Genomic DNA, 23,876 nt, shown 5'->3' with positions numbered 1-23,876 from the left:
ACAACAAGGGACCTCACGTAGGGCCCAGTGCTTCCGGCAAGAACCCCACCCCCCCCTTCTATAGCACTTGGTCCCCCCTTTTCTTCCTAAAACCGTTCCCCCCCCCCCACGACGAGAACCGCGGGCTCACCTACTGGGCGCGCCGGGCGGCGCGCGGCGGCCGGATCGCCCTGCCCGGCCGCCCGGAGCAGCCGGTCCAGGTGGTCGACGTGCGCGACCTCGCCCGGCTGGTGCTCCGGCTGCTCCGGGACGACCGACCGGGCGCCTTCCACGCGGTCGGCCCGGCCGAGCCGACCACCCTGGGCGGGCTGATCGCCGTCTGCGCCGAGGTCGCGGGCACCGAAGTGGAGGTCGTCCCGGTGCCGCCGGAGACCGCCCCGCCGCCGTTCTTCCCGCTGGTCCGGGCCGAGCCGCTCTGGCCCGGCCGGCGGCGCAACCCCGCCCGGGCCCGCGCCGCCGGACTGCCCGCGACCCCGCTCGCCGTCACCGTCGCCGACGTGCTCGCTTGGGACCGCGGCCGCGGCGAACCGCCGCTCGGCCACGGCTTCACCCCCGAGCAGGAGGCCCGGGCCCTCGCCGAGGCGGACACCCGATGAGCCGGGGCCCGGCCCCTTCCTGACCGGTTGTCAGTGGCACCCGCTATGGTCGGCCCCGAACGATCGGACCACCACCACACCGTCGATGCATCACCGCCGCACCCGCACCGGCACCACATCCCGCAGCTCCGGAACCGACACCGGCATCACCAGGGGGCACCATGACCGCACCGGGCACCATCCCGCTCACCACGCCACTCACCACCGCCGACCTCGTGGCGGGCTGGCGCCGGGTGGGCGTCCGCGAGGGCATGGCGCTGATCGTGCACTCCTCGCTCTCCAGCCTCGGCCGGGTCGAGGGCGGCGCGGCGGCCGTGGTGGCCAGCCTGCGCGAGGCGGTGGGGCCGTCCGGCACCGTCGCGGTGCCCACCTTCACGACCGCCACGGTCAGCGACCCGGCCCCCGGGCACCCCGGGCCGCCCACCCCCGAGGTCGCCGAACTCCGGGCCGCCGTCCCGCTGTTCCGGCCCGATCTCCCCTCCCCCATGGGGGCGGTGGCGGAGGCCCTGCGCGCCCTGCCGGAGAGCCTGCGCAGCACGCACCCGCAGGCCTCGGTCGCCGCCGTGGGGGCGCACGCCCGGGAGGTCACCACCCGCCGCTCGCTCGGCTTCGCCATCGGCCGGGAGTCGCCGTTCGGCGCGCTGCACGACCTCGGCGGCCATGTGCTGCTGGTCGGCGTGGGGCACAACCGCAACACCTTCCTGCACTACGCCGAGACTTTCGCGCCGAACCGGCGGCTCAAGCTCCGGCGCTTCCCGATGGCGATCCAGGGCGAGCGGGTCTGGGTCGAGGCGCCGGACGTGGGCGACGACAATGACACCCACTTCCCGCTCGTGGGCCGGGAGTTCGAGGAGCAGGCGGGCATCCGCGAGGTGCTGGTGGGTGCCGCGCCCTGCCGGCTGGTCCCGGTCCGGGATCTCATACCCTTCGCCGTCCGCCGCCTCACCGAGCTACTGGCGGCGGACGGCCGGGGAGCAGCGGCGGACGGTCCCGCAACGGCGTAGCCCGGCCGCCCGCTCGCGCTCGAGCGGACACCCGGGCCCCGCCCGTCACCTCACCTCACCTGGCCCGACCCGGCGTCACGACCGGGGCGTCAGTGCCGCGGGTCAATGCCGCGGGTCAGTGCCGCGCGTCGTGCAGGGAGTTGGTCTCCTGGATCTTCTTCCAGGACTTCGGCTCCGCCGGCAGCTGCTCGTCGGCCTGGCCCGCGCCCGGCGCCAGCGAGGCGGCCGCCGCGGCCCCCGCCGGCACCGGCCCGGCGGCCGGCTTCGCGGCGGTGAAGAGCCAGGTCTGGAAGAGGTCGCCGAGCTTCTTGCCGGAGATCTTCTCCGCGTACGCCTGGAATTCCGGGATGGTGGCGTTGCCGTAGCGGCGCTCGGTGGGCCAGCCCTTGAGGATCCGGAAGAACTTCTCGTCCCCGACGGTGTTGCGCAGCGCCTGGATGGCGACCGCGCCCCGGTCGTACACGGCGCCCGAGAACTGGTCGTCGGCACCCGGGTCGCCCGGCTTGACGGTCCAGAACGGGTCGGCGGCCGGGTGGGAGGCGTAGACGTAGTCGGCCAGTTCCTGCGCGGTGCCCTCGTTCTCGTGCTCGGACCAGAGGAACTGCGAGTACCGGGCGAAGCCCTCGTTCAGCCAGATGTCGCTCCAGCGCGAGAGCGAGACGCTGTCGCCGTACCACTGGTGGGCCAGCTCGTGGACGACCACCGAGGTGTTGGAGCCCTTCGCGAACATCCGGGGGCTGTAGAAGACCCGGGTCTGGGTCTCCAGCGCGAAGCCGGTCGGGACGTTGGGGACGTAGCCGCCGACCGAGCTGAACGGGTAGTCGCCGAAGTAGCCGCTCAGCCAGTCGACGAGTTCGCCGGTGCGCTCGACGCTCGCCTTGGCCGCGTCCGCGTTGTCGCCGAGGTCCTTGCTGTACGCGTTGTAGACCGGCAGCCCGCTCGGCGTGGTGTCCGTCGTGACGTCGAACTTGCCGACCGCGAGCGTGGCCAGATATGTCGCCTGGGGCTTGGTCTCGCGCCAGCTGTAGCGGGTCCACCCGGCCTGGGAGGAGGTGCCGGTCAGGAGGCCGTTGCTGATCACCTGGTTGCCGTCCGGCACCAGCACCGAGACGTCGAAGGTGGCCTTGTCGCTCGGGTGGTCGTTGCTCGGGAACCACCACCAGGCCGACTCGGGCTCGCCGGCCGCCACCGCGCCGTCCGGCGTGCGCAGCCAGGCGGTGAAGCCGTACTTCTTCACAGTGGAGGGCACGCCCTTGTAGCGGACCACCACGGTGGCCTGGCTGCCCTTGGCGAGCGGCCGGGCGGGGGTGACCTCCAGCTCCTGCTCTCCGCTGGTGGTGAAGGTCGCGGGCCGCCCGTTGACCCGGACCTCCGAGACGTTCAGCGCGAAGTCGAGGTTGAACCGGGAGAGGTCCTGGGTGGCGGTGGCCAGGATGGTGGTGGTGCCTTCGAGTTCGTCGGTGGCGGGCTGGTACTTCAGCCGGATGTCGTAGTGCGAGACGTTGTATCCGCCGTTGCCGTAGGTCGGGTAGTAGGAGTCGCCCGTCCCGGCCGCGCCGGGTTGGAAGTCGGATGCCGAGGCGGGGACGGCCAGGAACAGGCTCAGGGCACTGGCAGCAGAGACGATCAGCCTCTTGCGCACGTGGTCCTCCAGGGATCACCGGAACGATGGGTTGGATCGATCCTTGTCCCGGTGGTCCCCGCTCCACTCCCCCATTGTGAGATGTTCATGAAAAGAAACGCGCCGAAATGACACCGTCGCAGCAATGCCGCGACGCCGTCACCTCACCCCACTTGTCACTCCTGCCGCTCAGGCCACTCTCACCACTCAGGCCCCGAGCGTCACCGGAGCCCGCACCAGCGAGCCGTACTCCGTCCACGAGCCGTCGTAGTTCTTCACGTGCGGGTAGCCGAGCAGCTCGGTGAGCGCGAACCAGGTGTGCGCCGACCGCTCGCCGATCCGGCAGTAGGCGATCACCTCGCGCTCCGTCTCCACGCCCTTGCCCGCGTACAGTGCCCGCAGCTCCTCCGCCGACCGGAACGAACCGTCATCGTTGGCCGCCTGCGACCAGGGGATGTTGACCGCGCCCGGGATGTGCCCGGGCACCTGTGCCTGCTCCTGCGGCAGGTGCGGCGGCGCGATCAGCTCGCCCCGGAACTCGGCCGGTGAGCGGACGTCCACCAGGACCGCGTCCGCCCCTGGCTTGGCGAACACCTCGGCCTTGGCCAGCACCTCGTCCCGCAGCGCCCGCAGCTCCGGCCGCTCGGGCCCGGTCAGCCGGTAGCCGGTGTGCTGGTAGTCCATCACCTCGCCGGTGAGCTCGCGGCCCTCCAGCTCCCACTTCTTGCGCCCGCCGTCCAACAGCCGCACCGGCCCGAAACCGCGCAGCCGCAAGAGCCAGTAGGCGTACGCGGCGAACCAGTTGTTGTTGCCGCCGTACAGCACCACGGTGGTGTCGTCCTCGACCCCGGCCGCCCGTAGCAGGTGCTGGACGCCGTCGCGGTCGGCGTAGTCGCGGCCGACCCGGCTGTGCAGGTCGGTGGTCCAGTTCCAGCCGACCGCGCCGGGAATGTGGTCCCGGTCGTAGGCGGTGGTGTCCTCGTCCACCTCGACGACCCGGATCGTCCCGTCGTCCAGGTGGTGGGCCAGCCAGTCGGTGCCGACCAGCGCCTCGGGGTGTGCGTAGCCGTTGCCGGTCATCCCGTGCCCTCCTTCACTCCGCCCAGGGCTGCACGGACCGGGCCGCCGGGCGCGCACGCGCCGACGCGCCGCGAACGGGCCGGACACTTCGAACGTACGTCTGCCGCCGCGCCCGGGCCACCCCGGCCGAAAACCGCGCCCGTCCGCCGTTCGCCACCCCGGCCGGGAACCGTCCCCTCAGGCAGCCGCCCCGTCCGGCCGCGCCACGTAGTACAGGTTCAGGATGTCCCCCTCGACCCGCTTCGCCTCGACCGACCGGAACCCGGCCTCCGCCAGCATCCGCCGCGCGGTCTGCTCGCCCCAGACCGTCCCGAGGCCCTCGCCGCCCTCGCCGAGCGAGACCGTCATGCAGTAGAAGGTCGAGAAGGTGTAGAGCGCGGGCGCCAGCGGGTGCTCGACGTTCTCCTCCAGCTTGCTGCTGGCCGCGATGTCGCCCATCAGGAAGACCCCGTCGGGCCGCAGCGCGCCCGCGACGGCGGCGAGCGTCCGGGTCGGGCGGGCCAGGTCGTGGATCACGTCGAAGGCGGTGACCAGGTCGTACCTGCCGGTCAGCTCTGCGGAGTCGGTGACCTCGAACCAGGCGTTGTGGAGGCCGAGTTCGGCCGCCGATTCGCGGGCGGCGGCGATCCCCTCGGCGGAGATGTCGATCCCCGTGAACCGGCTCGCGGGGAACGCCTTGGCGAGCACCGTGATGGCGTGGCCCTGCCCGGTGCCGATGTCCACCACGTCGATCCCGGCCCGCAGCCGCTCGGTCAGCCCGTCCACCAGCGACACGATCGCGTCCACCAGCGCCAGGTCGTACACCCGGGCGGTCTCCTCGGCCTGCAGCCGCTGGAAGCGCGGGTAGGCGGAGTACGGCATCCCGCCGCCGGTGCGGAAGTGGCCGAGCAGGTCCTGCTCGACCTCGCCGATCATCGACAGGAACTGCATCATGGCGCCCAGGTTGTCCGGCCCGGCCGCCCGGGTCAGGGACGCCGCGTGCTCGGGCGGGAGCGCGTAGGTGCGCCGTTCCGGGTCGTACTCGACGATGCCGCCGACCACCATGCCGCCCAGCCACTCGCGCACGTAGCGCTCGTTCAGTCCGGCGGTGCTCGCGATCTCCTCGCTGGTCGAGGGCGCGAGTCCGGCCATCAGGTCGAAGAGCCCGGTCTGGTGGCCGAGGCTGGTCAGGAATCCCAGGCAGGCGTCGTTCAGCACCTGCACCATCCGTCCGGCGAAGGCCTCCTGCTTCACCGCGTCCGGTTCCCGTACGGACATGACTTCCTCCTCCGCGGCCGGGACGGCAACCCCCTCCCTGCCACGCTACGCCGCCACCCCACGAGCCCCAACAGACGGGCGGCCCGGCGATCGGTCCCTACCGATCGCCGGACCGCCCGCCCGGGAGGTCCAGCCCGTCCGTCGGCCTCAGGAGAAGATGACGGAACGCAGCTTCAGCCGGTCGCCCAGCTTCTTGCCGGGGTTCATGACGTAGAACGTGTCGCCGTTGCAGCCGAAGTCGAGGAACACCGTGGCCGTGGAGGTGGTGAAGTTCTCCGGCGCGAAAGCCGGGGCCTTCTCCGTCGCGCCGAACAGGTCGATGCACTTGCCGCTCTCCGGGTCGGCGATCCCGGCCGGGACCCCGGGGCCGACCTTGTAGAGGAAGTCGCCGGTGGCGGCGTTGGCGGACATCGGAACGGCGAGAACGAGGGCGACGGCGCTGGCGACGGCGAGAACGGTGTTGCGGAGACGCATGGGTGAGGGCCTTTCAGGTGGTACCCGGGCGGTACCTGATGAATTGGTGCGAGACCACCCTAGAAGCCAGAAATCCGCAGAAACGGTTCTTCCAATCCACCCTTTCGAGTGATTTGAACCGAAAAGCCGCCACCTTGCCGTCCATCCCGCATGTCACTCCCCATCGATCCGTGTCGCTCAGTTCGGCGGAGCCGTGAAGGAGTACCCCGAGTCGATGAGCACCGGCAGGTACGTCTTCAGCGCCGCCACCGTCTGCGAGCGGTCCCCTCCGCCGTCGTGGTTGAGCACGATCGCCCCGGGCCGGACGTCCTTGAGGATCCGGTCGGTGATCACCGAGGTGCCCGGCCGGGCCCAGTCCCTCGGGTCCACCGACCAGCCCATGTTGCGCATCCCGAGGTCGGTGGCCACCTTGAGCGAGACCGGGGACCAGTCCCCGCCCGGCGCGCGGAACCAGGTGGGCAGCCGGCCGGTGGTCCTGTGCAGCAGGTCCGTGGTGCGCTCCAACTCGTCCTTCACCTTGGTCTCGGACAGGTGCCGCAGGTCCGGGTGGGTCCAGGTGTGGTTGGCGATGTGGTGGCCTCGGTCCGCGATCTCCCGCACCAGCTCCGGGTGCTCGACCGCGTTCTCGCCGATCAGGAAGAAGGTCGCCCGGATCCCGTGCTGCTGGAGCAGCGCCAGCACGGTGGGCGTGTGCCGGGGGTCCGGCCCGTCGTCGATGGTGAGCGCCACCACCCGCCGCGCCGCGTCCAGCTCGTACACCGGCTTGCTCTCCGCGTCCGTGAGCGTCTTGTGCACGGGCACCACGCTCGGCGCAGCGGCCGACGGGGAGGCGGACGGCGACGGGCGGGTCATCGAGGGCGAAGCGGTCGACGAGGGCACCGCCGACGGCGCGGCCGGTGCGGCGCCCGGCGCTCCCTCGGGCCCGGGCGGCGCCACCGGAAGGGCGATCTCGGCGACCCCCACTTCGGCGCCACTCTCCTCGCCGTTCCAGGGGCTCCGGCAACCGGCGGCCGCCCCCAGCAGGGACATCCCGGCCGCGACCAGCAGCAATCTTCGCGAAGTAATCTGACGATCTGACAGCATTCTGAATGCTTCCCCCAGCCGTCACCGCCCCTCCCAGGGGTAGCCCCTACAGCCCCGATCACCACTCCGACGGCCCAAGGACGGTCGCACACACCCCGCTTCCCGGGTTCTTCCGCCGGTCTTCCCCGACCGGACGCTCGGCCTCCCGCCCGGGCCGCTACGCTGTGCCTTCCCCAGTGTGATGATCTGCCATCAGAGGACGTGGCCATGACGACAAGTCAGAACTTCCCCCAGCAGGGCCCGCAGGACGACGCCGTCGAGCCGAGCCAGTGGGAACGTTTCGGCGTCGACACCACCACTCCGCACTCCGCGCGCGTGTACGACTACTGGCTGGGCGGCAAGACCAACTTTCCGCCGGACCGCGCCATGGGGCAGGCCATCGAGCAGGCCGTGCCGAGCGTCAAGGAGATGGCCAAGGCCAACCGCGCCTTCCAGGGCCGGGCCGTCCGCCACCTGGCCCGGGAACACGGCATCCGTCAGTTCCTCGACCTCGGCACCGGCATCCCCACCTCGCCCAACACCCACGAGATCGCCGAGGCCGTCAGCCCCGGCACCCGGGTGGTCTACGTCGACAACGACCCGATCGTGCTCGCCCACGCCCGCGCGCTGATGGTCTCCAGCCCGGCCAGCCGCACCACCTACATCCACGCCGACCTGCGCAAGCCCGAGGAACTGTTCGCCGACCCGGCGCTCACCTCCACCCTCGACCTCACCGAGCCGGTCGGCCTGCTGATGATCGCCGTACTGATGCTGATCGCCGACGAGGACGACCCGTGGGGCCGGGTCGCCGCGCTGCGCGACGCCCTGCCCGCCGGCAGCTGCATCGCCCTCACCACCCCCACCCCGGACTTCGACCCGGAGGCCGTCGGCAAGGTCGCCAAGGCCGCCCGGGCCGGCGGGATGACCCTGGTACCGCGCTCCTACGACGACGTGGTCCGCTTCTTCGACGGCTGGGAGCTGGTCGAGCCGGGCGTCGCCCCGGTCCTGGCCTGGCGCCCGGACGGCGAGCCCCCGGCCGACCCGAAGGCCGCGTACTACTGGGGCGGCGTCGCCATCAAGCGCTGAGCCGCCGAACCGGTGCCGGGCAGGACGGCCGCACACCGACCCGCCCGGCACCGGGTTCACTTCAGCAGCCGCGACATCCGCCGGTCGGCCAGCGGCTTGCCCCCGGTCTGGCAGGTCGGGCAGTACTGCAGCGAGGAGTCCGCGAAGGACACCTCCCGTACGGTGTCCCCGCAGACCGGGCACGGCTGGCCGGTCCGGCCGTGCACCCGCAACCCGAGCTTCTTCTCCGCCTTCAGGTCCCCCGCCGCCAGCCCGCGCGAGCGCTCCACCGCCTCGCGCAGCGTGCTGCCGAGCGCCTCGTACAGCCGCGCCGTCTCCTCCTCGCTCAGACTGGCCGCGATCTTGTACGGCGACATCCGGGCCGCGTGCAGCACCTCGTCCGAGTAGGCGTTGCCCACCCCCGCCAGCACGCTCTGGTCCCGCAGCACGCCCTTGATCCGGTGCCGGTCGTCCCGCAGCAGCGCGGCGAAGGCGTCCAGGGTGAAGCCCGGATCCAGCGGGTCCGGGCCGAGCCTGGCCACGCCCGGCACCTCGGCCGGGTCCTTCACCACGTAGACCACGAGGCCCTTCTTCGTCCCGGCCTCGGTGAGGTCGAAACCGTCACCGGCCTCGCCCTCCAGGCGCAGCCGCAGCGCCAGCGGGTTCTTCGGGCCGGGCCGCGGCGGCTCGGCGGGCAGGCTGTCCTTCCACCGCAGCCAGCCCGCCCGGGCCAGGTGGACCACCAGGTGCAGCCCGTCGGCCTCGATGTCCAGGAACTTGCCGCGCCGGGCCACCGCGCCGACCGTCCGTCCCTCCAGCGCCGTCACCGGCGGGTCGTACGTCTTCAGCGCGCTGATCGCCACCGGCTGCACCCGGGCGATCACACGCCCGGTCAGCCGCTCGGACAGGAAGGCGCTCAGCGCCTCGACCTCGGGCAGCTCCGGCATGCGCCCAGTCTCCCCCAGCCCACCGCCCGACGCGCGCCCTGCCCGCTGCCGCAACCGCCCCTCCGCCTCCGCCGCCTTTGCCCACCCCCACCCCGAAGCGCAGGCTGGAACGGAGGGAGGTGCCGCGCCGCCATGAGCACCCTTGAGGAACAGATCGACATCGCCGCCCCCGTCCTCGCCGCCTGGGAGCAGCTCCACCGGGTGCACGACTACCCGCGGTTCGTCGACGGCGTCCGCAGTGCCCATCCGCACGGGCAGAACCTGGCGCACCTCGGGGTGGCGGTCGGCGGCGCCGAGCGCTCGGTCGACACCGAGATCACCGACCGCGGCCGGGGCCGGGTGATGGCCTGGCGGACGCTGGACTCCCTCCGGCTCCGCGGCGCGTTCGCCCTGCTGCCGCTCGACGCCCGGCACACCCGGCTGCAGATCCGGGTGGAGTACGACCCGGAGGCGGTGCACGAGGCGTTCGGCGGGCCGCGCGGCTTCGCCCAGGCCGGGGCGATCGAGCGGACGGTCCGCGAGGACCTGCAGCATTTCCGGGAGCTGGTCGAGGCCCGGGTGAGCGCCGCCGACGAGCCGCCGCAGGAGCCGTAAGAGACACATAAGCCCAGCTCAGCACAGGTGGTGAGGCTCTTCACAGAGCGCCGCCGAGCAGACCGTTCCACTTTCAACCTGTGGCAGACTCGGATGCCATGGACATCGGCCCGGTCACCAGGACGCTTCGCGCGGCGGTCTTCGCCGCGCTGGTCGTGCTGCTCGCCGGGCTCGGTCAGGTGCTGGTCACCGGCCGCGCGCTGCCGGTCGGTCCGATGCTCCTCGCCTCGGTCGCCGTCTTCGCGGTGGCCTTCGCCCTGGCGGGCCGCGAGCGCGGTTACCCGACGATCGCCGCGGTGTTCCTGCCCCTGCAGCTGGGCGCCGGCGCGCTGTTCGACGTCGCCCAGACCGCCTGTCCCTCCCTGCCGCCCGGCGCCGGGCACGGCCTGCAGCCGCTGCTGTGCGGCGGCGGTTCGCTGGGCGGTTTCCTGCTCGGCCACGGCGTCTCCCAGCAGACCGGCGTGCTGCTGCTCCTGCTGTTGCACGCGGTGATCGCGCTGGTCGGCGCGTACTGGCTGCGCCGCGCGGACGCCGCGTTGTCCGGCCTCGCCCGGGCGGTCCGGATGCTGGGCGAGTTCCTGCACCGCCACCTCCCGGCCGCCGCCCGCCGGCTGCTGCTGCTCACCGCGCCCGTCCCGGCCCGTCCGGTGGCGCGGATGCCGTTCCCCCCGGCCAGCCGCGTGCTGGTCCCCGCCGAGGACGTCGTCGTCCGTCCGGCCGTCCGGCGCGGTCCGCCGGTGTTCGCCCTGGCCGTCTGAGCCCTTCGCTCGACCCGAGCTTCCTTGCTCGCCCCGGGCTTCCCCGCTCGCCCCGAGCCCGCTCGCTCACCCGGCCGTCTCTCCCCGCGCAGGCCCCGACCGGCCGCGCCCGCACCCCCGCACGCCCGAGAGCACAGGACGACACCCCATGAGCAACACCCGCAAGACCGACCAGAAGACCTCCGCCACCGACCGCATGCGCAGCGCCCGCGCCCAGGCCGAGCGCTCCGACCGGATCCGCCGCCGGGTGGTGGTCGGCGTCGCCTCCGCCGCGGTGCTGGCCCTCGCGGCGGGCGTGGCCTTCGCCGTCGGCGGCTCCTCCGGCTCCGGTTCGGACGCCGCCGCGAGCGGCCCGGTGGTCGTTCCGGCGAACGCGACTGGCGACGGCGGCACGGTGATCTCCTACGGCAAGGCCGACGCCCCGCACACACTGTCGATCTACGAGGACTTCCGCTGCCCGTTCTGCGAGCAGTTGGAGACCACCACCGGCACGACCATCCAGCAGCTCGCCGACGCGGGCACGTACAAGATCGAGTACCACCTGGCGACGTTCCTGGACAAGAACCTCGGCGGGAAGGGCTCGCGCACCGCGCTGGCCGCCGCTGGCGCCGCCCTGAACGAGGGCGTGGACAAGTTCAAGCAGTTCCACGACGTGCTCTACGCCAACCAGCCGGACGAGCGCAGCGACGCCTTCGGCGACGTCAACCACGTCCTGGACCTGGCCGGCCGGGTGCCCGGTCTGAAGACGGACGCCTTCGTCAAGGCCGTCCAGGAGGGCACCTACGCGCCGTGGGCGGCCAAGGTCAACGAGGAGTTCGACAGGAGCGACGTCACCGGCACCCCGACGGTCAAGCTGGACGGCCGGAAGCTGGACGTCCTCACCGACGGCAAGGCGGCCTCGCCCGAGCAGTTCACCGCGCTGGTCAAGCAGGTGACCGGGTGACGGCCCCCTCCCCGGCCGCTGCCGTCGGAACGGCCCACGGCGCGAGCCGCCCGTTCGCCTGGCTGCTGCTGATCGGCGGCGCGGTCGGCCTGTTCGCCTCGGCGGTCCTCACCCTGGACAAGATCCGGCTGCTGAAGGACCCGTCGTACGTCCCCAACTGCAACATCAATCCGATCATCAGCTGCGGCTCGATCATGCGCAGCGCGCAGGCCGAGGCCTTCGGCTTCCCCAACTCGCTGATCGGGCTGGTGGCCTTCGGGGTCGTCATCGCGGTGGGTGCCGGGCTGCTCGCGGGTGCGACGTACCGGCGCTGGTTCTGGCTCGGCCTGCAGGCCGGGACGGTCTTCGGGGTCGGCTTCGTGACCTGGCTGATGTACCAGGCGCTCTACCGGATCGGCGCGCTCTGCCCGTACTGCATGGTGGTGTGGGCAGCGGTGGTCCCGCTGTTCTGGTACACCACGCTGCACAACCTGCGCAGCGGCGTGATCCCCGTGGGCCCGCGCCTGCGCGTGGTCGTCCGGGAGGCGGCCCGCTACCACTGGGCCGTTCCGGCGCTGTGGTACGCGGTGATCGCGCTGCTGATCCTCAACCGGTTCTGGTACTACTGGAGCACCCTGATCTGATCCGGTCCGCCGCCCTCCCGCCCCCGTCCGGAGCGGGAGGGCCACCGGACCACTCCTCCTCGTGGGGGCTTCATGCGACGCAGGATCGTCCTCTTCGTCTCCCTCTCGGTGGACGGCTACTTCGAGGGCCCGGACCACGACCTCTCCTGGCACCTGGTCGACGACGAGGTGCACACCCACTTCAACCGGGAACTCGCCCGGATGGGTGGTTTCGTCTCCGGCCGGGTGACGCACGAGCTGATGGCCTCGTACTGGCCGACCGCCGACCGGGACCCGGCCGCCGACGGCCCGATGATCGAGTTCGCGGGCATCTGGCGCGCGATGCCGAAGATCGTCTTCTCCCGCACCCTCGACCACGCCGACTGGAACACCACGGTGGTCCGCGAGGTCACCCCGGAGTCGGTCACCGCCCTCACCGAAGGCCCGGGCGGTGACCTCTCGCTCAGCGGCGCGAACCTGGCCTCGTCCTTCCTCGACCAGGACCTGATCGACGAGTTCCGCCTCTACGTCCACCCGGTCGTGCTCGGCCGCGGCACCCTGTTCTTCCGCCCGACCGACCGCCCCACCCCGCTCACCCTGACCGGGACCCACCGGTTCACCAACGGCGTCACCCTGCTCCACTACGTCCGGGACCGCGGGGCTGCCTCGGCAGCCCCGTGAGGTCGGTGAAGGCGGCCGTGCCGGAGTAGCCGCAGGCCCAGCTGGGCCGGGGGCTCCGGCGGCGGGGTGGTCACCCGGACAGGCCGGCCAGGCCGGCCCGCCCGGGTGGGAGTGTCGGGCGATCCGCCCGCGTCAGCCCGCCGCCGGGCCGAAGGTGAACGCCTCGACCTCGGCCAGGAGTTCGGCCCGCCGCCCCTCGTCGATGAAGGAGGCGCGGAAGGAGTTGGCGGCCAGCCGGCGCAGGGTCTCCTGGTCCAGCCCGAGGGCCTCGCGGACGGCGCGGAAGTTGTCCTCGACGTAGCCGCCGAAGTACGCCGGGTCGTCGGAGTTGACGGTGACCAGCAGGCCGGCCTCCAGCATCTCGCGCAGCGGGTGGTCGTTGATCGTGTCGATGCAGCGCAGGCGGACGTTGGACAGCGGACAGAGGGTCAGCGGGATCTGCTCGCGGACCAGGCGGGCGACCAGTTCGCCGTCCTCCAGGCAGCGCAGCCCGTGGTCGATCCGTTCGACGCCGAGGACGTCCAGCGCCTCGGTGATGTACGAGGCCGGGCCCTCCTCGCCCGCGTGGGCGACACGCCGCAGTCCGGCCTCGGCGGCCCGGCGGTACACCTCGCGGAACTTCGCCGGCGGGTTGCCGACCTCGGCCGAGTCCAGGCCGATGCCCGCGATCCGGTCGAAGTACGGGCGGGCGGCCTCGAAGGTCTCCAGCGCGGACTCGGCGGACTCGTCCCGCAGGAAGCACATGATCAGCCGGGTGCTGATCCCGTACCGCTCCTCGCTGCGCGACAGCGCCCGGGTCAGACCGTCCACCACCACACCCAGCGGCACCCCGCGCGCGGTGTGCGCCTGCGGGTCGAAGAAGATCTCCGCGTGCCGGACGCCCTGCTCGGCGGCCCGTGCCAGGTAGGCGTCGGCGAGGTCGGCGAAGTCGTCCTCGGTGCGCAGCACGGCCATCAGCGCGTAGTACAGGTCCAGGAAGGACTGCAGGTCGCTGAAGGAGTACGCGGTGCGCAGCTCCTCGGTGTCGGCATACGGCAGCTCGACCCCGTTGCGGGCCGCGAGCTCGAAGGCGAGTTCGGGCTCCAGGGTGCCTTCGATGTGCAGGTGGAGTTCGGCCTTGGGAAGCGGCATCAGCGATCTGTCCGAGCGGTAGCGGGAAACCCGAAGGTACGGAAAGATTCATCCTACGATCCGGACGGTCAACGCCGATGCTCCGCCGCGATCCGCCCCCGGGCACGGCCCGGAGCGCACGGGTGTACCGGCGACGGCCACCGGGCACCCCGTAGGAGGGGGCTTCCGCCGAGGAGGTACCGAGATGCGGCACGCCGACGCCACGCACATCCGGCCCGAGGGCATCTCCCCGCACGCTCTGGGCAATGACACGCTCCTGCACGAGCTGGAACAGCTGCACCGCACGCGCCACGAGACCTTCCTGTACGGCTCGGAGGAGGCGCTGAAGCGGCACACCCTGCGCACCGGGCAGCTGGAGGCCGAGTACCTGCACCGGTTCCCCAGCCGGCAGGTGACCGCCGGGCGGACCAGGGCCGGCGCCCGGGCCCGGGAGGCGGCGGCCCGGGTGGAGTCGCTGCCGGAGTGACAGGGCCGGAGTGACGGGGCCGGTCCGCGCGCCCGGCGGGACACGCCGGGCGCGCCGTGGCGTGCCCGGAGCCCGGCCGTCGGGGAGGGTGTGAGGGCAGACGCACCGGACCCAGACCCCCTCGGGAGCCCCGTATGCCCATCGCCAGCGTCAACCCCGCGACCGGCGAGACCCTGGAGACCTTCGAACCGCTCGACGCGGCCGGACTCGAGCGGCGGCTGGCCCGTGCCGAGGCCGCCTTCCACGGCTACCGCAATTCCCCGTTCGCCGCCCGGGCCGAGCTGATGCGCCGCGCCGCCGACCTGCTGGACCAGGACCGGGAGACGGTCGCCCGGACCATGACCGAGGAGATGGGCAAGCCGCTCGCCGCCGCCCGCGCCGAGGCCGCCAAGTGCGCGAAGGCGATGCGCTGGTACGCGGACAACGCCGAGGCGCTGCTCGCCGACGAGCACCCGGCCCCGGCCGACGTCACCGACTCCGGCGCCGCCCGCGCGTACGTCCGCTACCGCCCAATCGGGCCGGTGTTGGCCGTGATGCCGTGGAACTTCCCGTTCTGGCAGGTGATCCGGTTCGCCGCGCCGGCCCTGATGGCGGGCAACGTCGGCCTGCTCAAGCACGCGTCCAATGTGCCGCGCACGGCGGTGGCGCTCGAGGAGCTGTTCCAGCGGGCCGGCTTCCCGGAGGGCTGCTTCCAGACGCTGCTGATCGGCTCGGGCGCGGTCGAGGGCGTGATCCGGGATCCCCGGGTGGCCGCGGTGACCCTCACCGGCAGCGAGCCGGCCGGGCGGGCGGTCGCCGCCACCGCGGCAGACGTGGTGAAGAAGGCGGTGCTGGAGCTGGGCGGCAGCGACCCGTTCGTCGTCCTGCCGAGCGCCGATCTGGACGCGGCGGTGCAGACCGCCGTCCGCGCCCGGGCGCAGAACAACGGCCAGTCCTGCATCGCCGCCAAGCGCTTCATCGTGCACACCGACGTCTACGACCGCTTCACCGCCGGCTTCGCCGAGGCGATGCGGTCACTGCGCGTCGGCGACCCGATGGACGAGGCCACCGACGTCGGCCCGCTGGCCAGCCGGCAGGGCCGGGACGACCTGGAGGAGTTGGTCGAGGACGCCCGGACGCACGGTGCCCGGGTCGAGTGCGGCGGCGGGCGCCCGGAGGGCTGGGACACCGGGTACTTCTACGAGCCGACGGTGCTGACCGGCATCACCCCGGCCATGCGGATCCACCAGGAGGAGACCTTCGGGCCGGTGGCCACCGTCTACCGGGTCGCCGACCTGGACGAGGCGGTGGCGCTCGCCAACGACACCCCGTTCGGCCTCAGCTCCAACGTCTGGACCCGGGACGAGGACGAGCAGGAGCGCTTCGTGCGCGACATCCAGGCCGGCGGGGTGTTCTTCAACGGGATGACCGCCTCCCACCCGGCACTGCCGTTCGGCGGCGTCAAGCGCTCCGGCTTCGGGCGGGAGCTGTCCGGGCACGGGATCCGGGAGTTCTGCAACGTCACCACGGTGTGGATCGGCTGATCCCTCCCGGAGCCCCGTTCACCCCGGCGCTCACCGGCCGGGTCAGGCCGCGATCCGGTGCCTGCCCCGGCCGGGCGTCATCCAGCGGGCGATCACGCCGACCATCGCGACGACGGTACAGCCCCAGAAGATCGCCATCAGCACCAGCATCGGCGTCAGGCTCACCTGGGTGGCGACCATGCCGAGCCCGACCGAGAGCGCGATCATGAACGTCACCACGGTGGGGCTGAGGGTGAGCAGCCAGTTCCAGGCCCGGTGCCCGAAGCCCTGGTTTCTCTGGGCCTCGGGGCCGGCTTCGACTTCCTTGTAGGTCAGCAGGTCCATCGGGATCGCCTCCAATGCTGGACGGGAGGGAAAGGCCTGGCCCGGGGGTCAGGAGGCCCTGCGGGGAGCCGTGGACTTCCGGCTCGTGGTCTTCTTCGCCGCGGGCGTCTTCTTCGCCGTGGTGCTCTTCTTCGCCGTGGTGCTCTTCTCGGCGGTCCGCTTGGCAGTCTGTTCGGTGGTCCGCTGGGCGGCGGGGGCGCTCTTCTTCGCGGCGGCGCGCTTGCGCGGAGTGAGCTTCTGCTCCTCCGCCGAAGCCGGCTCCGCCTCCGATTCCGCCTCCGCTTCCGGTTCCGCTTCCGCCGCCGGTCCGTGGCCGCCTTTGGCCCGCTTGAGGCTGCTGCGCAGCGCCTCCATCAGGTCGATCACGTTGTCCGGCGCCTCGCCGGGCTCCTCCTCGTGCGGGATCTCGACGCCCTCCAGCCGCGCGGTGATCACCTGCTGCAGCGCCTGCTGGTAGTCGTCGTGCAGCTGGGCCAGGTCGAAGTCCTCGGAGAGGGTGTCCATCAGCGACCGCGCCATCTTGAGCTCCTGCGGCCGGACGGTGACGTTCTCCTCGGGCGCGATCCCGGCCGCCGGGCGGACCTCGTCGGGCCAGATGCAGGTCTGCAGCACCAGCGTGTTGTCGTGCACCCGCAGCACCGCGGGCGACTCCCGGGTGCGCAGCGCGATCTTGGTGACGGCGATCTGCCCGGACTCGGTGAGCGCGTCGCGCAGCAGCGCGTACGGTTTGGCGGCGGCCTTGTCGGCGACACCCACGTAGTAGGCCTTGGAGAACATCAGCGGGTCGATCTCGCCCTCGTCGACGAAGGCCAGCACGTCGATGACCTTCTTGCTGGGCAGCGGCAGGTCGGCGAGGTCCTCGTCGCTGAGCGTGACGGTCCGCCCGTCGGGGGACTCGTAGCCCTTGGCGATCTCCGCGTACGGGACCTCCTTCTCCTCCTGCTCGCAGTACCGCTTCATCCGCACCCGGCCGCCGTCCTTGGCGTGCACCTGGTGCAGCGGGACGTCGTGCTCCTGCGTCGCGGAGTAGAGGTGGACGGGGATGCTGACCAGCCCGAAGCTGATCGTCCCCTTCCAGGTGGTCTGCATGGGGTCGCTCCTGTCCGGCGCCGGGAGCCGACGGCCGCCGGGAACCGGCGATCACCGGGAACCGAGGGCGCCGAGCACGCTCGGGAGTGCTCCGACGAATGCCCCGAGAATCCCACTCTGCCCGGGTTTGCCCCGATCGGCCACACCGGGCCGCCCACGGGCCGAGGGAGGTCGATGCGGATGACCGCCCGCACGGAGGCGACCACGCTCCGCTGAGGGGATCTGAGCTCGCCCGGCCTCCACCCACCTGACGCTGCGTCAGATCTGAGCTTTCCGGACCCCTTTCGCACCCACTCTGACCTGGCCTTTTGTGTCCGGTAAGCGAACAGTTATCAATGCCTTGTTCCGATACTCGGGCGTAGAAGTTAGGTTGCACCGCAATGCGCGGGTCTGTCCCCCCACCCTGTGGCGACGAGCCCGGGGTCGCCGCGCTGGAAAGGCACAGGGCACCCCTAGATGAGTGCGAACACCACCAAGTCGGCGGCAGCCGCCCAGGTCCCCCACCAGGCGGGGCCGCACGGGCACGGCGGAGACGGCAACCTGAAGGCCGGGCTCAAGAACCGCCACCTGTCGATGATCGCCATCGGCGGCGTGATCGGCGCCGGCCTCTTCGTCGGCTCCGGCGCGGGCATCGCGTCCACCGGCCCCGGCATCCTGCTCTCCTACGCACTGGCCGGCGCGCTGGTCGTGCTGGTGATGCGGATGCTCGGCGAGATGGCCGCGGCCGATCCGCAGAGCGGCTCCTTCTCGGCGTACGCGGACCGCGCGCTGGGCCGCTGGGCCGGGTTCTCCATCGGCTGGCTGTACTGGTTCTTCTGGGTCGTGGTGCTGGCGGTCGAGGCGACGGCCGGCGCGAAGATCCTCAACCAGTGGGTGCCCGGCGTGCCTCAGTGGGGCTGGGCGCTGATCGTGATGGCGGTGCTGACCGCCACCAACCTCTTCTCGGTGGCCTCGTACGGCGAGTTCGAGTTCTGGTTCGCCGGGATCAAGGTGGTCGCGATCGCCGCCTTCCTGGTGATCGGCCTCCTCGCCGCCTTCGGCCTGCTGCCCGGCACCCACGCGGTCGGCACCAGCAACCTGACCGGCCACGGCGGCTTCCTGCCGCACGGGGTGGGCGCGGTGTTCACCGGCATGCTGACCGTCGTCTTCGCCTTCATGGGCAGCGAGATCGTCACCCTGGCCGCCGGCGAGTCGGAGGACCCGCAGAAGGCGGTCACCAAGGCCACCAACAGCGTGATCTGGCGCATCGGCATCTTCTACCTGGGCTCGATCCTGCTCGTGGTCACCCTGCTGCCCTGGGACTCGGCCGAGGTCAAGGCCAGCCCGTACGTGGCGGTGCTGGACCACATCGGCATCCCGGGCGCCGGCCAGGTGATGGACGTGATCGTGCTGACCGCGGTGCTGTCCTGCCTCAACTCCGGGATGTACACCGCCTCCCGGATGGCCTTCTCGCTCGGCCAGCGCGGCGACGCCCCGAAGGCCTTCGCGAAGGTGACCGACCGCGGCGTGCCGCGGGTGGCCATCCTCTCCTCGGTGGTCTTCGGTTTCGTCGCGGTCTTCTTCAACTACACCTCGCCGGACACGGTGTTCGCCTTCCTGCTCAACTCCTCCGGTGCGGTCGCGCTCTTCGTCTGGCTGGTAATCTGCGCCACCCAGCTGCGGATGCGCAAGATCATCGAGCGGGAGATGCCCGAGCGGCTGACCGTCCGGATGTGGCTGTACCCGTACCTGACCTGGACCGCGATGGGCATGATCGGGTTCGTCATGGCGTACATGTTCACCGACGCCGACGGGCGCAAGCAGATGTACCTGTCGCTGGTCGCCGCGGCGATCGTGCTCGCGGCCTCGGCCGTGGTGGGCCGCCGGCGGCGGGCCGCGGTGGCGGCGGAGTCCTGACCCGTCCGCACCGCGCGGGAACGCCGGGCCCGGGAGCCGCTACGGAGGCTCCCGGGCCCGGCGCCGTTTCCCGGGCCCCCGCCCTGTCGGCACGATGGCGACACGGTGGCAGCACGACACCGGCAGGACACTGACGCGACATCGTTTGACCAAGGCACGTCAAGGGGGATACCTGGGCATGGCGCTCCCCCACGAGCGCTCCCCCACCCTCTCCGGGAGACCCCGTGCCGCCCCTGCCCACCCCCACGCCACCCTCGCCGTCCCCACCCCGCTCGGAACCAGAGTCCGCGCGCCAGCGCTTCGGCCGTCGGCTGCGCCACTGGCGCGAGGCCCGCGGCCTCAGCCAGTCCGAGCTCGGCCGGCTGCTCGGCTACCACAACTCGCTGATCAGCCGGGTGGAGAACGCCCGGCGCTGGCCGCCGCCGGGCATGCCCGCCCGGGCCGACGAACTCCTCATCGCCTGCGGCGAGTTGGCGGAACTCTGGCAGACCGTCCGGCAGGAGCGCGAACGCCTCGGCGAACTCGCCGTCGCCATCCGGACACCGCTCGCCGCCGACACCGCCCCACCGGACGCCGCCACCGTCGAGGTGCTCGCCCAGCTGCTCGCCGTCTACCGCACCGCCGCCGACCGGATCGGCGGCGAGGAACTGGCCGCCGTCCTGGAGCACCACGCCCGCACCCTGGCCAGCTGGCAGCACACCGCCCCGCCCGAGAGCCTCGCCGCGGTCCGCTCGCTCGCCGCCCAGTACGCCGAACTCGCCGGCTGGGCCCACTTCGAGGGCGACCGCCGCGCCCGCGCGCTCGGCTGGTACGCCACCGGCCTGGAGTGGGCGCGCGCCACCGGCGACCAGGCCACCACGGCCGCGCTGCTCACCCGGCAGAGCACCCTGCACTGGTGGCGCGGCGACCCGGCCACCGCCCTCGCCCTGGCCGAGGCCGCCCGCACCGCAGCCCCGCCCCTGCCGGGGCTGCGGGCCTGGACCGCCGTCGCCCGGGCCCACGCCCACGCGCTGGCCGGCGAGACGCCGCACGTGCACCGGGCGCTGGCGGACGCCCGGCGGCTGACCGCGGCCGCGCTGCGCTCCGGCGGGCCGGCGCCCTGGGCGGCGCGCGCCGAGCTGGTCCTGGCCGTCGCCCACGGCACCTGCCAGCGGGACCTCGCCGCCCACACCGGCCACACCGCCCGCGCCCGCACCACCCACGCCCGCACCGCGGCAGCCCGGCTGGAGGCCGTGCTGCGAGTCCTCGACCCAGCCGCCCACCCGCGCGACCACGCGCTGGTCACCGCCCGCCTCGCCGGCGCCCACGCCCTCGCCGGCCACCGCGAGGCCGCCGCGGCCCTGCTCGCCCGCCTACCCCGGAGCCCGACCGGCCGCACCACCGGCCGTGTCGCCCGCGAGCAGCGGCGGGCCGAGGAGTGGCTGCGCAGGTGAATGCCCGGGCAGGGCGGTACCTGCCCGGGCATGGCGGCGGTTCGGTTCAGGCGGTCCGGTTCAGGCCGTCCGGCGCCGCGCGGACCGGGCGAACGCCCGGTGGAACAGGCCGGTCGGCGAGGCCCGGCCCCGCCGGAGGACGGCGGGGCCGGCCACCACCTGCGGGAGTGGTGGCCGACCCCGCTTCACCGGTTCGACCCGGCCGACCGACCCTGCCGGGTCGGCTCGGAGGTCGACTCGGAGACCGGCGTGGAGACCGGCACGGAGACCGACTCAGAGACCGGCCGCCGCGGCGGCGATGTCGGCCGCGTAGGTGCTCACCTGGGTGTAGATGCCCGGGTAGCCCGCGCGGGCGCAACCGTTGCCCCAGCTGACGATGCCGACCTGGACCCAGCGACCCGCCGTGTCCTTGCGGACCATCGGGCCGCCGGAGTCACCCTGGCAGGTGTCGACACCGCCCTGGGCGACGTAGCCGGCGCAGAGCGAGCCGGCGGTGTTCAGGCCCGGGTAGGCGCCGGCACAGGTCGCGTCGTCGACGAACGGCACGGTGGCCTTGAGCAGGTACCGCTGCTGGGCGCCGCCCTCGCTCGCCGCACCCCAGCCCATGATGGTGAAGGTGCCGTTGTCGTAGGCGCTGGAGGTGGCGATCGGCAGGGTGCTGACCAGGCTGCTGTTCACCGGCGAGGCCAGCTTGATCAGTGCCCAGTCGTCGCCGTTCTCGGCACCGGTGAAGGCGGGCGACTGGTAGACGTACGACGAGCGGACCTTGATCGCGCTGCCGCTGCGCAGGTCGACCGCGCCGACGGTGGCGGTGATGCTGCTGTCGGCACCGGTGCCGTCGACGCAGTGGGCGGCGGTCAGCACGATCTGCGAGGTGTAGAGCGCGCCGCCGCAGCCCATCGAGAGCCGCACCATGAACGGGAACTCGCCCTGCGCCGCCCGTGTGCCGCCGACCACGGTCGGCGACGGCGCGGGCGAGGCGGCGGCGGGCAGCACCAGCACGCCGGCACCGAGCACCATACCGGCCAACAGGCTGAACACTCTGCCGAATTGACGCTTCATCAGTCTCCTCCTTGCAGGTGGGGGAAGACCGAGAGTGGCCCGGCGGACGGCATGGCAGGAGGGGCGCGGCCTTGCCGGTCGAAACTGGCAGGAACACGGCAATGCGGGGTTCCGGCTGCGGAGGCCCTAGGGTGATCGCCCATGCGGGATCTTGCGGCGGGGATGAAGTACCTGGTCATGGGCCAGAAGTGGGTGGGCCGACACGGCCGCTGGTGGGGCTTCGGGATGCTGCCGGCCCTGCTCACCCTGGTCGGCTACGTCGTCGCGCTCGTCTTCCTCGGAGCCTGGTCGAAGGACCTCGCCGACTGGGCCACCCCGTTCGCCGACCACTGGGGCTCACCCTGGCAGGGCCTGCTGCGCGACGCGCTCGCGGCGATCGTCTTCGGCGGCGGCCTGCTGTTCTCCCTCCTCACCTTCACCGCTGTCACCCTGCTGGTCGGGCAGCCCTTCTACGAGGCGCTCTGCGCCAAGGTCGACGAGACCGAGGGCGGCGCACCCACCCCGCCGGACACCCTGCTCTGGCGCGAGCTGCTGATCGCGGTGCGGGACAGCGTCTACGTGCTGGTGCGCGTGGCCGCGTTCGGCGTGGTGCTGTTCGCCTGCGGGTTCATCCCGGTGGTCGGACAGACGGTGGTCCCGGCGCTCGGCTTCCTGGTGTCCGGCTTCTTCCTGACCGTCGAGCTGACGGCCGTCGCCCTGCAGCGGCGCCGAGTGCCGCAGCCCGAGCGGATCCGGCTGCTGCGCGCCCGGCTCGGTCTGGCGCTGGGCTTCGGCACACCGCTGGTGCTGGCCTTCCTGGTGCCACTGGTGACGGTGCTCGCCATGCCGGGTGCCGTCGCCGGCGCCACCTTGCTGGCCCGCGACCTCGTCCCGACCACTGAGGAGGAGGAAGCGGCGGAGGAGGGGCCCACCCCCACCTTCCCCGCTCCCACCGCACAGCCCGCTCCCGGAAACCCGTACGCGACCCCCTGAGGTCGTGACCGTCCGGTCACTCTGCGCCGAAGTCGGCCCGCCCGGCGTGTGAGGCCGCCCACAGGGGGATCGGCGTCTACGACCCTCGCTAGTGGACGGGTGACGGGCCGGCTCCGGCCGGGCGCCGGTGCCGCACCCGGTCCGGGGTTGGCCCGGCGGCACCCCGCCTGAAGAACGCAGGCCACCGCGACTGCCACCCTTGCGTTCCTCCGATGCGTGCGCTGCTTGACCCTCGGGTTCGCAATCCGGATAAATCACCTCAAATCCACCGTCACGCTTTCGCATGACCGCCGTGGGGTTACTACGTGACGTAGTAGCGCGCGCCTTTGCCACCCGTCTCGAGCCCTGCCAAGAATGGCCAGTCGCCAGGCAGCGCGGCCGACCCCCGGTCCGCCGCGCAGCCCGCCCGCCCCGCCGCTTCACCCGGGGCGCCACGGCCGTCCCGGACGGCCGCGCGGGCCCCGCTCACCCGGAGCCCGTGCGATGCCCCGTGCCCGGCAAACCGGCGCGGGCCCCGACGGAGAAGGAACGCCCGCTTCATGCAGCTCAGCCATGCCCGCCGCAACTCCCTGATCACCGGTATCGCCACCCTCGTGGTCGCGAGCGCCGCCACCGCCGCCCTCGCCATCCCGCAGGCCGGGAACACCGTCGAGGCCGCCGCACCCGCGGCCGCCGTCTCGGTGGACGGCAAGCCGGTCACCGACCAGGCCCAGGCTGACACCGCTGCCGCTGCCCAGCAGGCCGCCCAGGCCAAGGCCGACGCGGACGCCGCCGCGCAGGCGCAGGCCCAGGCCCAGGCCCAGGCGCAGGCGCAGGCCGAGGTCGAGGCGAAGGCCCAGGCGGACGCCAAGGCCAGGGCCGACGCCGAGGCCGCCGCCTCCCGCTCCCAGGAGCGTCCGAACCTCGCCGCCGCCTACTCCGGCACCCCGCAGCAGATCGCCGCGCAGATCGTCCCGGCCGGCCAGCTGCAGTGCTTCAGCAACATCGTGTTCCGCGAGAGCAGCTGGAACCCGCTGGCCGTCAACGCCTCCTCCGGCGCCTACGGCCTGGTCCAGGCCCTGCCGGGCTCCAAGATGGCCTCCGCGGGCGCCGACTGGCGCACCAACCCGGCCACCCAGATCAAGTGGGGCCTGGACTACATGAACACCCGCTACGGCAGCCCCTGCGGCGCCTGGTCGTTCTGGCAGGCGCACCACTGGTACTAAGGGCGTCCGCCAGTAGGTCATCGGATGCGGGGGCTTCGAGGCCGGGTATCCCAGCGGTAGAGGGTCCAAGCCCGTCTGATTAGGCAGCGGA

The 23,876-nt window shown here is 72.6% G+C and carries 24 protein-coding genes; 14 read left to right on the top strand and 10 right to left on the bottom strand.

Features of this window, described 5'->3' with window-relative positions; translation table 11 throughout:
• Window positions 1-209 precede the first annotated feature (209 nt).
• Together ACZ52J_RS40380 and ACZ52J_RS40375 are read left to right on the top strand one after the other, a co-directional pair.
• The gene (locus tag ACZ52J_RS40380; protein WP_465626160.1) at window positions 210-596 is read left to right on the top strand and encodes a hypothetical protein; all 387 of its coding nucleotides are present in this window, start codon (window positions 210-212) and stop codon (window positions 594-596) included.
• A 161-nt stretch (window positions 597-757) separates the two neighbouring features.
• Window positions 758-1,600, top strand: coding sequence for an AAC(3) family N-acetyltransferase (locus ACZ52J_RS40375; protein ID WP_465626158.1), 843 nt, complete (start codon window positions 758-760; stop codon window positions 1,598-1,600).
• A gap of 115 nt (window positions 1,601-1,715) precedes the next feature.
• Here ACZ52J_RS40375 and ACZ52J_RS40370 read toward each other — a convergent pair whose 3' ends face one another.
• The 5 genes from ACZ52J_RS40370 to ACZ52J_RS40350 form a co-directional block, all read right to left on the bottom strand.
• The gene (locus tag ACZ52J_RS40370) at window positions 1,716-3,242 is read right to left on the bottom strand and encodes a M1 family metallopeptidase (RefSeq protein WP_465626156.1); all 1,527 of its coding nucleotides are present in this window, start codon (window positions 3,240-3,242) and stop codon (window positions 1,716-1,718) included.
• 186 nt (window positions 3,243-3,428) lie between these two features.
• Entirely contained in the window at window positions 3,429-4,301 is an 873-nt protein-coding gene (locus ACZ52J_RS40365; RefSeq protein WP_360491608.1) for a sulfurtransferase, read from the bottom strand.
• 177 nt (window positions 4,302-4,478) lie between these two features.
• Window positions 4,479-5,558, bottom strand: coding sequence for a class I SAM-dependent methyltransferase (locus ACZ52J_RS40360; protein WP_465626153.1), 1,080 nt, complete (start codon window positions 5,556-5,558; stop codon window positions 4,479-4,481).
• Window positions 5,559-5,705: 147 nt separating this feature from the next.
• Complete coding sequence (locus ACZ52J_RS40355; protein WP_360491614.1) at window positions 5,706-6,032, bottom strand: hypothetical protein; 327 nt, start codon at window positions 6,030-6,032, stop codon at window positions 5,706-5,708.
• Between the two features lie 177 nt (window positions 6,033-6,209).
• Complete coding sequence (locus tag ACZ52J_RS40350; RefSeq protein WP_465626151.1) at window positions 6,210-7,115, bottom strand: polysaccharide deacetylase family protein; 906 nt, start codon at window positions 7,113-7,115, stop codon at window positions 6,210-6,212.
• Window positions 7,116-7,322: 207 nt separating this feature from the next.
• Between ACZ52J_RS40350 and ACZ52J_RS40345 the strand changes: the two genes are divergently transcribed.
• Entirely contained in the window at window positions 7,323-8,180 is an 858-nt protein-coding gene (locus ACZ52J_RS40345) for an SAM-dependent methyltransferase (RefSeq protein ID WP_465626149.1), read from the top strand.
• A 56-nt stretch (window positions 8,181-8,236) separates the two neighbouring features.
• On the opposite strand, the gene ACZ52J_RS40340 is transcribed toward ACZ52J_RS40345, so the two are convergent.
• Entirely contained in the window at window positions 8,237-9,106 is an 870-nt protein-coding gene (locus ACZ52J_RS40340; RefSeq protein WP_465626147.1) for an Fpg/Nei family DNA glycosylase, read from the bottom strand.
• Between the two features lie 132 nt (window positions 9,107-9,238).
• Between ACZ52J_RS40340 and ACZ52J_RS40335 the strand changes: the two genes are divergently transcribed.
• The 5 genes from ACZ52J_RS40335 to ACZ52J_RS40315 all read left to right on the top strand — a co-directional run bounded on the left by ACZ52J_RS40335 (window position 9,239) and on the right by ACZ52J_RS40315 (window position 12,684).
• The gene (locus ACZ52J_RS40335; protein WP_360491629.1) at window positions 9,239-9,700 is read left to right on the top strand and encodes an SRPBCC family protein; all 462 of its coding nucleotides are present in this window, start codon (window positions 9,239-9,241) and stop codon (window positions 9,698-9,700) included.
• Between the two features lie 98 nt (window positions 9,701-9,798).
• Window positions 9,799-10,458 carry a hypothetical protein gene (locus tag ACZ52J_RS40330; protein ID WP_465626145.1) on the top strand — a complete coding sequence of 220 codons (660 nt, stop codon included), beginning with the start codon at window positions 9,799-9,801 and terminating at the stop codon, window positions 10,456-10,458.
• Window positions 10,459-10,606: 148 nt separating this feature from the next.
• Window positions 10,607-11,401: a DsbA family protein gene (locus tag ACZ52J_RS40325; protein ID WP_465626143.1), complete on the top strand. Its 795-nt coding sequence runs from the start codon at window positions 10,607-10,609 to the stop codon at window positions 11,399-11,401.
• The gene (locus tag ACZ52J_RS40320; protein WP_465626141.1) at window positions 11,398-12,024 is read left to right on the top strand and encodes a vitamin K epoxide reductase family protein; all 627 of its coding nucleotides are present in this window, start codon (window positions 11,398-11,400) and stop codon (window positions 12,022-12,024) included. The genes ACZ52J_RS40325 and ACZ52J_RS40320 overlap by 4 nt, the downstream gene beginning before the upstream one ends.
• A gap of 72 nt (window positions 12,025-12,096) precedes the next feature.
• Window positions 12,097-12,684 carry a dihydrofolate reductase family protein gene (locus ACZ52J_RS40315; protein ID WP_465626139.1) on the top strand — a complete coding sequence of 196 codons (588 nt, stop codon included), beginning with the start codon at window positions 12,097-12,099 and terminating at the stop codon, window positions 12,682-12,684.
• A 132-nt stretch (window positions 12,685-12,816) separates the two neighbouring features.
• Here the strand turns inward: ACZ52J_RS40315 and ACZ52J_RS40310 are convergent, their stop codons facing one another.
• Window positions 12,817-13,815, bottom strand: a complete 999-nt coding sequence (locus tag ACZ52J_RS40310; protein ID WP_465626137.1) for an adenosine deaminase — start codon at window positions 13,813-13,815, stop codon at window positions 12,817-12,819.
• 184 nt (window positions 13,816-13,999) lie between these two features.
• On the opposite strand from ACZ52J_RS40310, the gene ACZ52J_RS40305 reads away from it, so the two are divergent.
• Both ACZ52J_RS40305 and ACZ52J_RS40300 read left to right on the top strand, forming a co-directional pair.
• On the top strand, window positions 14,000-14,281 hold the full coding sequence (locus tag ACZ52J_RS40305) for a DUF6158 family protein (RefSeq protein WP_360491647.1): 282 nt from the start codon (window positions 14,000-14,002) through the stop codon (window positions 14,279-14,281).
• 134 nt (window positions 14,282-14,415) lie between these two features.
• Window positions 14,416-15,804, top strand: coding sequence for an NADP-dependent succinic semialdehyde dehydrogenase (locus ACZ52J_RS40300; protein ID WP_465626135.1), 1,389 nt, complete (start codon window positions 14,416-14,418; stop codon window positions 15,802-15,804).
• A 42-nt stretch (window positions 15,805-15,846) separates the two neighbouring features.
• On the opposite strand, the gene ACZ52J_RS40295 is transcribed toward ACZ52J_RS40300, so the two are convergent.
• Window positions 15,847-16,128 (bottom strand): hypothetical protein, encoded by a 282-nt coding sequence (locus tag ACZ52J_RS40295; RefSeq protein ID WP_360491653.1) that lies wholly within the window; start codon window positions 16,126-16,128, stop codon window positions 15,847-15,849.
• 48 nt (window positions 16,129-16,176) lie between these two features.
• Complete coding sequence (ku, locus tag ACZ52J_RS40290; RefSeq protein WP_465626133.1) at window positions 16,177-17,217, bottom strand: non-homologous end joining protein Ku; 1,041 nt, start codon at window positions 17,215-17,217, stop codon at window positions 16,177-16,179.
• 456 nt (window positions 17,218-17,673) lie between these two features.
• On the opposite strand from ku, the gene ACZ52J_RS40285 reads away from it, so the two are divergent.
• Window positions 17,674-19,113, top strand: a complete 1,440-nt coding sequence (locus tag ACZ52J_RS40285; RefSeq protein WP_465626131.1) for an amino acid permease — start codon at window positions 17,674-17,676, stop codon at window positions 19,111-19,113.
• 224 nt (window positions 19,114-19,337) lie between these two features.
• Window positions 19,338-20,546, top strand: a complete 1,209-nt coding sequence (locus ACZ52J_RS40280) for a helix-turn-helix domain-containing protein (protein ID WP_465626129.1) — start codon at window positions 19,338-19,340, stop codon at window positions 20,544-20,546.
• A 273-nt stretch (window positions 20,547-20,819) separates the two neighbouring features.
• Here the strand turns inward: ACZ52J_RS40280 and ACZ52J_RS40275 are convergent, their stop codons facing one another.
• Window positions 20,820-21,608 carry a S1 family peptidase gene (locus tag ACZ52J_RS40275; RefSeq protein WP_465626127.1) on the bottom strand — a complete coding sequence of 263 codons (789 nt, stop codon included), beginning with the start codon at window positions 21,606-21,608 and terminating at the stop codon, window positions 20,820-20,822.
• A 141-nt stretch (window positions 21,609-21,749) separates the two neighbouring features.
• Between ACZ52J_RS40275 and ACZ52J_RS40270 the strand changes: the two genes are divergently transcribed.
• Both ACZ52J_RS40270 and ACZ52J_RS40265 read left to right on the top strand, forming a co-directional pair.
• A complete protein-coding gene (locus ACZ52J_RS40270) occupies window positions 21,750-22,580 on the top strand; it encodes an EI24 domain-containing protein (RefSeq protein WP_465626125.1) in 831 nt (276 codons plus the stop codon).
• 539 nt (window positions 22,581-23,119) lie between these two features.
• Window positions 23,120-23,785, top strand: coding sequence for an aggregation-promoting factor C-terminal-like domain-containing protein (locus tag ACZ52J_RS40265; RefSeq protein WP_465626123.1), 666 nt, complete (start codon window positions 23,120-23,122; stop codon window positions 23,783-23,785).
• The last annotated feature ends 91 nt before the right edge of the window (window positions 23,786-23,876 follow it).

The sequence above is a fragment of the Kitasatospora sp. NPDC034035 genome, from assembly GCF_055575755.1.
Note: the sequence above shows the minus strand (reverse complement) of the source record. Positions and strands in the feature narration are given on the sequence as shown.

What these genes read in the sequence shown, in the direction of transcription:
- ACZ52J_RS40340 (WP_465626147.1), bottom strand. Translation starts at nt 9,106, where the DNA reads ATGCCGGAGCTGCCCGAGGTCGAGGCGCTGAGCGCCTTCCTGTCCGAG.
- ACZ52J_RS40315 (WP_465626139.1), top strand. Translation starts at nt 12,097, where the DNA reads ATGCGACGCAGGATCGTCCTCTTCGTCTCCCTCTCGGTGGACGGCTAC.
- ACZ52J_RS40360 (WP_465626153.1), bottom strand. Translation starts at nt 5,558, where the DNA reads ATGTCCGTACGGGAACCGGACGCGGTGAAGCAGGAGGCCTTCGCCGGA.
- ACZ52J_RS40325 (WP_465626143.1), top strand. Translation starts at nt 10,607, where the DNA reads ATGAGCAACACCCGCAAGACCGACCAGAAGACCTCCGCCACCGACCGC.
- ACZ52J_RS40345 (WP_465626149.1), top strand. Translation starts at nt 7,323, where the DNA reads ATGACGACAAGTCAGAACTTCCCCCAGCAGGGCCCGCAGGACGACGCC.
- ACZ52J_RS40295 (WP_360491653.1), bottom strand. Translation starts at nt 16,128, where the DNA reads ATGGACCTGCTGACCTACAAGGAAGTCGAAGCCGGCCCCGAGGCCCAG.
- ACZ52J_RS40300 (WP_465626135.1), top strand. Translation starts at nt 14,416, where the DNA reads ATGCCCATCGCCAGCGTCAACCCCGCGACCGGCGAGACCCTGGAGACC.
- ACZ52J_RS40305 (WP_360491647.1), top strand. Translation starts at nt 14,000, where the DNA reads ATGCGGCACGCCGACGCCACGCACATCCGGCCCGAGGGCATCTCCCCG.
- ACZ52J_RS40265 (WP_465626123.1), top strand. Translation starts at nt 23,120, where the DNA reads ATGCAGCTCAGCCATGCCCGCCGCAACTCCCTGATCACCGGTATCGCC.
- ku (WP_465626133.1), bottom strand. Translation starts at nt 17,217, where the DNA reads ATGCAGACCACCTGGAAGGGGACGATCAGCTTCGGGCTGGTCAGCATC.
- ACZ52J_RS40375 (WP_465626158.1), top strand. Translation starts at nt 758, where the DNA reads ATGACCGCACCGGGCACCATCCCGCTCACCACGCCACTCACCACCGCC.
- ACZ52J_RS40335 (WP_360491629.1), top strand. Translation starts at nt 9,239, where the DNA reads ATGAGCACCCTTGAGGAACAGATCGACATCGCCGCCCCCGTCCTCGCC.
- ACZ52J_RS40355 (WP_360491614.1), bottom strand. Translation starts at nt 6,032, where the DNA reads ATGCGTCTCCGCAACACCGTTCTCGCCGTCGCCAGCGCCGTCGCCCTC.
- ACZ52J_RS40350 (WP_465626151.1), bottom strand. Translation starts at nt 7,115, where the DNA reads ATGCTGTCAGATCGTCAGATTACTTCGCGAAGATTGCTGCTGGTCGCG.
- ACZ52J_RS40310 (WP_465626137.1), bottom strand. Translation starts at nt 13,815, where the DNA reads ATGCCGCTTCCCAAGGCCGAACTCCACCTGCACATCGAAGGCACCCTG.
- ACZ52J_RS40285 (WP_465626131.1), top strand. Translation starts at nt 17,674, where the DNA reads ATGAGTGCGAACACCACCAAGTCGGCGGCAGCCGCCCAGGTCCCCCAC.
- ACZ52J_RS40330 (WP_465626145.1), top strand. Translation starts at nt 9,799, where the DNA reads ATGGACATCGGCCCGGTCACCAGGACGCTTCGCGCGGCGGTCTTCGCC.
- ACZ52J_RS40365 (WP_360491608.1), bottom strand. Translation starts at nt 4,301, where the DNA reads ATGACCGGCAACGGCTACGCACACCCCGAGGCGCTGGTCGGCACCGAC.
- ACZ52J_RS40270 (WP_465626125.1), top strand. Translation starts at nt 21,750, where the DNA reads ATGCGGGATCTTGCGGCGGGGATGAAGTACCTGGTCATGGGCCAGAAG.
- ACZ52J_RS40275 (WP_465626127.1), bottom strand. Translation starts at nt 21,608, where the DNA reads ATGAAGCGTCAATTCGGCAGAGTGTTCAGCCTGTTGGCCGGTATGGTG.